Annotated in this window: 2 protein-coding genes and 2 pseudogenes; 1 reads left to right on the top strand and 3 read right to left on the bottom strand. The window is 56.2% G+C overall.

Annotated elements, in window-relative coordinates:
• Window positions 1-37 precede the first annotated feature (37 nt).
• A pseudogene (locus QM579_RS09545) lies at window positions 38-445 on the top strand (HypE family hydrogenase expression/formation protein); the annotation flags it as partial.
• 363 nt (window positions 446-808) lie between these two features.
• On the opposite strand, the gene cobI reads toward QM579_RS09545, so the two are convergent.
• The 3 genes and pseudogenes from cobI to QM579_RS09560 all read right to left on the bottom strand — a co-directional run.
• Window positions 809-1,516, bottom strand: a complete 708-nt coding sequence (cobI, locus tag QM579_RS09550) for a precorrin-2 C(20)-methyltransferase (protein WP_414998931.1) — start codon at window positions 1,514-1,516, stop codon at window positions 809-811.
• 46 nt (window positions 1,517-1,562) lie between these two features.
• A complete protein-coding gene (locus QM579_RS09555; protein WP_414998932.1) occupies window positions 1,563-2,507 on the bottom strand; it encodes an ABC transporter substrate-binding protein in 945 nt (314 codons plus the stop codon).
• A pseudogene (locus QM579_RS09560) lies at window positions 2,488-2,830 on the bottom strand (ABC transporter ATP-binding protein); the annotation flags it as partial. The pseudogene QM579_RS09560 and the gene QM579_RS09555, both read right to left, overlap by 20 nt.

Below are 2,830 nucleotides of genomic sequence, written 5' to 3' on the forward strand. Positions count from 1 at the left end.
GATTCTCACGTAAGTCACCTAGGATTAGGCCCCGCACAACCATATGATTGAGGACAATCTTAAGGCCGACCAAGAAGATCATGTGCTGCGCGACCCCACACGTGGCGGCCTTGCCACCACGCTCAATGAAATCGCCGAACAGTCGCAGGTGGGTATCCTTCTGGATGAAACAGCCATACCTGTTCACGAAGCCGTGCGAAACGGCTGCTCATTTTTGGGTTTGGATCCCCTCTACCTGGCAAACGAAGGCAAATGCATCTGCATTGTGCCCGAAGATAAGGCCGAGGCAGCTCTTGAGGCCATGCGCCGCTCACCCTACGGCAAGGAAGCCGCGCGCGTGGGCACAGTTACAGAGGGCAAGGCGCAAGTGAGCCTGCAAACCCGTATTGGTGGCCGCCGCCTGCTGGGCATGCTTGAAGGAGCGCAATTGCCACGAATTTGCTGATTCTGCACAGCTGATTATACAGCGTGCTCGTGACCCTGCCCGCGCAAATTGAATCAAAAGCCAGCAATCCCTTTGTAACTAGGGATTGCTGGCTTTTGATGTTTCTGTTTTGGCGGTGTGGCTGCGTGAGCAAACACGCACAGTAAAGGCGTAAGCTTAGTTTAGCCGCTGCGTTAGCCGTTGCGACGCAGGAAGCTACGGATAAAGACGGCAATGAGTTACGCTAAAATCTTGCCCAAAGAGTTGCCGTTGTTATCCGTAAGCCGCTGACACGGCAACGGCTTACGCGCCCGCAGGGCCTTCCAGAATCTTACGAAACGGTTTTACGAAGCAAAAGCACTGCTACGGACGTAAACAATACATCTATTTCTTGGGTTTTCTGCTTATGACCAGGGACATATAGGGCGGCGTGCCTTCTTCAAGGTCTATGCCCTGACGCAAGCACTCGGCAGGCTGTTCTACATGACTTGCCAGCATACAGGAATCCAGACGTCCTGTGGCGCGCAGGGCATCCACTATGGCCGGAAGGTTGCGGTAGGTCTTAAGAATAACGGCTGTATCAGCGCCATCAAGCGCTTTTTCAAGCTCCTCACGGCTGTTGATGCCTGGGATGATGCGCAGGCTTTCACTATTTTCACACAATATTGTGCCGGTGCGGGCGGCGGTGGCCTGAATGGAGGTAATTCCCGAAATGATTTCAACCGGGAGGTGTGGCGCTCGCTGCTTGAGAGTCTGCATAAGATAGCCAAAGGTGCTGTAAACCAGTGGGTCGCCAATGGTCAGAAAGGCCGCATTTTCACCATTCTCCAGCACTTTCTGCGTTTCTTCGGCAGCCACGCGCCAGGCTTCATGCAACACGGCGCGGTCCCGTGTCATAGGAAATTCAAGGCGCAGCATGCGCACGTCAGGGCGCAGATGAGGCCGGGCTGTTTCCAGCGCTGCGGAATAATCATTGCGAGGCGACGCTGCCGCCAGTATCACGTCCACCTTGCCAAGAACATTCACGGCCCGCAGCGTCAGCAAATCCGGAGCGCCAGGCCCAACGCCCACGCCGTACAAAACTCCTGTCATGCTCTACTCTCTTGTCCTGTCGCCAGAATATCAGGTTATGGAAAAATCAACGTGCCGTCTGAGGGTGCAAAAAACGCCCCAGCTCTTCAGCAGCGTCCACAGACCGTGGGCCCGGGCGGGCAAAAAAATCTTCATCCACTGTCAGCACTCGGCCATCACGCACCGCGCGTAAATTTTTGTAGTGCAGGCGCTGGTCCAGAGGTTGCGGGTCCGGATTCATCGGGCCGCGTTGCACAATATAGGCATCGGGGTCAGCGGCCAGCAAAGCTTCTTCGTTGAACCGCACCAGTTTTTTCTCGTCCGTGACAACATTTCGCGCACCCGCGTGAATCATGATGTCATCCACTATTCCGCCCCGCCCTGCGGCAAGCAGATTGGGATAGCGCACCTCATAAAAAACACGCACAGGCTCCTGATTCGCGTAGCGCGCTTCAAGGTCGGCAATCCTTTTTTGCCATGTACTGATCAGTTTGGCAGCCTCGGCTTCGCGCCCGGTAAGCTGACCAAGCTTCTCCATCACGCCAAACATCTGCTCAAAAGAATTCATTTCAAAAATGAGCACGTTGAGGCCAAGGCCGCGCAAAGCTTCTGTTTGCAACAGCGCTTCATTACGCCCGGCAAGCTGAATAACCAGATCAGGCGACTGCTGCACGATGAGTTCAGCATTGGGGCGCATATGCGTGCCAATGGCAGGTAAATGCGCCAAACCGGGTATGTCGGCATCAGCCACGGTGCGCGCCGCCAGACTGTCGCCAGCGCCCAGGGCAAGCAAAAGCTCGTTGAAAGCCCCGTACAACGCTATGATACGCTTGGCTGGGGCATTCAGTTGCACCTCATACCCCGCATCATCACGCACAGTGACTGGAGAAAAATGTGTCGGACCTGTTGATTCCGGTGCGCCTGAGTCTGGGTGCTGATCAGCACCAGCCAAGGTGGCAGATGAGCTTTCCGCAGATTCGGCGGCCAGAGCCTTAGTTGGCGACCTCAGCATCAGAGCCGGAATCAGGAACAGTGCCAAGGCCAGCAGCGTGACTACGGGGCCCGTGCGCGCGGGCCAGAAGGGCTTGTGGCAGGCCCCAAAGCGGGTGCGGCAAAACGCCGATCGGGATATCGTAAAGGGCACTGAGCTTCTCCTCGGTGAAAACCTCATCCACAGAACCATCAAAAACAAGCCTTCCCGCCTTGAGACCCAGCAGCCTTGTGGCATAGATGGCAGCCAGATTGCAGTCGTGCACGGCCATAAGCACACAGGCTCCGGCAGCGCGGCGGCGCTCCAGCAGGTCAAAAAGTCCGGCCATGCGGGCCATGTCCAGC

The sequence above is a fragment of the Desulfovibrio sp. genome, from assembly GCF_047607245.1.
GTDB lineage: Bacteria > Desulfobacterota > Desulfovibrionia > Desulfovibrionales > Desulfovibrionaceae > Desulfovibrio.

Coding starts and splice junctions, on each gene's coding strand:
- cobI (WP_414998931.1), bottom strand. CDS start 1,516: ATGACAGGAGTTTTGTACGGCGTGGGCGTTGGGCCTGGCGCTCCGGAT.
- QM579_RS09555 (WP_414998932.1), bottom strand. CDS start 2,507: ATGCTGAGGTCGCCAACTAAGGCTCTGGCCGCCGAATCTGCGGAAAGC.